Source organism: Curvivirga aplysinae (assembly GCF_009711445.1).
Lineage (GTDB): Bacteria > Pseudomonadota > Alphaproteobacteria > UBA8366 > Aestuariispiraceae > Curvivirga > Curvivirga aplysinae.
Genome location: NZ_SMMC01000035.1, coordinates 1 through 2870, shown reverse-complemented (window position 1 = coordinate 2870; position 2870 = coordinate 1). Strand labels below are relative to the sequence as shown.

At 43.0% G+C, this 2870-nt stretch carries 3 protein-coding genes; 1 reads left to right on the top strand and 2 read right to left on the bottom strand.

What is annotated here, in order from left to right; translation table 11 throughout:
* Both mnmE and E1160_RS00285 read right to left on the bottom strand, forming a co-directional pair.
* A partial coding sequence (gene mnmE / locus E1160_RS00290; protein ID WP_155152995.1) for a tRNA uridine-5-carboxymethylaminomethyl(34) synthesis GTPase MnmE occupies nucleotides 1-1317 on the bottom strand: 1317 nt, incomplete at its 3' end.
* Between the two features lie 28 nt (nucleotides 1318-1345).
* The gene (locus tag E1160_RS00285; RefSeq protein ID WP_155152994.1) at nucleotides 1346-1609 is read right to left on the bottom strand and encodes a DUF6489 family protein; all 264 of its coding nucleotides are present in this window, start codon (nucleotides 1607-1609) and stop codon (nucleotides 1346-1348) included.
* Between the two features lie 313 nt (nucleotides 1610-1922).
* Here E1160_RS00285 and E1160_RS00280 point away from each other — a divergent pair.
* Nucleotides 1923-2870: quinone oxidoreductase family protein (locus E1160_RS00280; RefSeq protein ID WP_155152993.1), on the top strand; the 948-nt coding region annotated here is incomplete at its 3' end.

The following is a 2870-nucleotide window of genomic DNA, read 5'->3' as shown; positions in this document are numbered from 1 at the left end:
ACGGAAGATCACATCCAATAATTCTTCAACACCGACAGTACCTGTTATACGCCCCAAAGCACGCATGGCGATGCGGATATCTTCGGCCGCTAATACCATCTCTGGTGCATAAGGTACTTTACCTAAAGCTTGCTTTGCTTCCATCACGGCTTGGCGATGACGTTCACGTGTTAGATAAGGCATATCGGAGGCACCAAATAAACTCGCGACTTGTCCTGATAATATCTTTAACAATTCATCTAATCCATTCCCGGTTTTCACAGAAATGCCATAGACAGATTGATCACTATCGACAATTTGGTCACCAGATAATTTATCGGATTTATTTAAGATAATCAGCCCGTGGCGATCACCTAATAATTCTTGTGCTGTTGAAAGGGCAGATATCTCACTACCATCTACAACACATAAAGTTAGGTCCGCATCTGATGCAGCTTGATGGGCCCGACGGATACCTTCCAGTTCAATAACATCATCCGTTTGTTCACGAATACCAGCCGTATCTGATATAATAACAGGATATCCACCCAGATCTAAATGGACCTCAACAATATCACGGGTAGTCCCCGCGATATCTGAAACGATCGCTGCCTCACGCTGGGCGAGGGTATTTAAAAGACTACTTTTACCTGCATTTGGGGGGCCAATAATAGCCACTTGTACACCATCACGAAGGCGTTCCCCACGGCGATTATCATTTAAATGTTGATTCATTTCATTGAGCAAAGCCAGAATATTTGGGCCCAATCTTTGCCCAACATCTTCGGGTAAATCTTCGTCAGCAAAATCAATTTCAGCTTCATAATAAGCTAGTATCCGCTTCAAGCGTTCTGACCATCCTTCATAAAGAGCCCCCAAAGCGCCCTTGGATTGCGCAAGGGCCTGTTTACGTTGAGCCTCTGTTTCTGCATCGATAAGATCAATAAGACCTTCTGCTTCAGTCAAATCCATCTTTCCATTTTGGAAAGCACGGCGAGTAAACTCACCCGGTTCTGCTAACCGCAACCCGGATTGTTCACCCAATATACGCAACATTGCAGAAATAACAGCTAAGCCGCCATGCCCTTGAATTTCAGCACAATCTTCGCCCGTAAAACTATTTGGGCCTGGAAACCAGATTAATAAACCATCATCAATCTGACTGTTACTGTCAGACGGATCTAGAAACCAACGACGCGCTGCCTGACGGGCAAGGGGGAGGTCTTTCCCCGTAATTGCTTTCACTGCATCACCGGCTTTATCACCAGAAATGCGAATGACTGAAACACCAGCTCGACCTTTACCACTGGCTAAGGCAAAAATTGTATCGCCGCTCATCTTCTTCTAAATCCAAGTTGAATATTTATTATTTGTCGTCTTTATGAGTTGAAGACATCCCAACAGAATTCCAAAACGCTTTTTGAATTCCATCCAATGTATCCGCACCAAATGGATTCCATAACTTCATCAAAGCGGCGGGATCTTCACCAGAGACTGCTTTATCCATTGCTTCACGCATCTTGTCTTCCCATTCTTTCATCAGGCGATCTTGCGCTGCAGAGACATCGGGTAATCCAAGAAATCGTCTCGCTTCTTCTGGTGTACAATCAATATCAAAAGTGATCTTCATATTATCCTCCCACCAATCCGTTTGGGTTCGACAGCTAGTATCACATTATTCGCTTATCAGACAAACAACTTTGTCCGGATATGCATATCAACATTTCTTTTTGCCATATTGGAAAGAAACTATATCCGAAAAAAGTAAGGAATATCACAATGAATTTTCATTATACCGGATTAAATCAAGCGATTTATATATAATTGAAGCATAAATGATATTTACCAATTTTCACAAGTGAAACGCTAATGAAATAGCTATGAGAAATGATGTGATATCTATAACATAGCGTCAAAAGATAAACCTGTTTAGGAGAGTAATAATGGTCAAAGCAGTTCGTATACACGAAGCAGGCGGTCCCGAGGTCATGAAATATGAAGATGTGGACATCGGTGATCCAGCTACTGGAGAAATCAAAATCAAAAACAGCTTTATTGGTTTAAATTATATCGATACTTATCATCGTTCAGGTCTCTATCCGGTTCCACTTCCGGCAACATTAGGTCTTGAAGGTGCCGGTGTCATCACCGCCGTAGGTGATGGCGTGACAGAATTCGAAGTTGGCGATCGTGTTTGTTATGGGGCAGGTCCTTTGGGTGCATATGCGGAAGAACGCCTTATCCCCTGGGATCGTGTGGTGAAATTACCGGATAGTATTTCAGAAGAAACAGCCGCAGCTATGATGTTACAAGGTATGACCGTTGAATATCTCATTCGTCGAACTTATCGGGTGAAAGAAGGAGATACTGTTTTATTTCATGCAGCAGCCGGTGGTGTAGGCCTTCTTGCATGCCAATGGCTAAAACAACTAGGGGCAACGGTTATAGGAACTGTTGGTAGTGAGGCAAAAGCAGAATTAGCCAAAGCCCATGGTGCGGATCATATCATTTATTATAATGAAGAAAATGTGGCCACCAAAGTGAAAGAGATTACCGATGGAAAAGGTGTTCCTGTTGTTTATGACGGTGTTGGTGCTTCCACCTTTGAGAGCTCATTAGATAGTTTATCGCCACGTGGCATGATGGTTTCTTATGGAAATGCATCCGGCCCGGTGCCACCATTTGATGTAGGAATTTTAGCAGCTAAAGGCTCCTTATTCTTTACGAGACCTAGTTTAATGACATATGTAGCTTCCAGAGCTGATTTAGTGACCTCAACAAATGCGCTTTTTGAAGCGATTCAGAAGGGCTTAGAGGTGAATGTCATGCAGAATTATGCGCTCAGTGATATTCAGCAAGCTCATATTGATTTGGAGTCCCGTAAAACCACA

Excerpts from the sequence above, each read along its gene's own strand:
- E1160_RS00285 (WP_155152994.1), bottom strand. The coding sequence starts at position 1,609 with ATGAAGATCACTTTTGATATTGATTGTACACCAGAAGAAGCGAGACGA.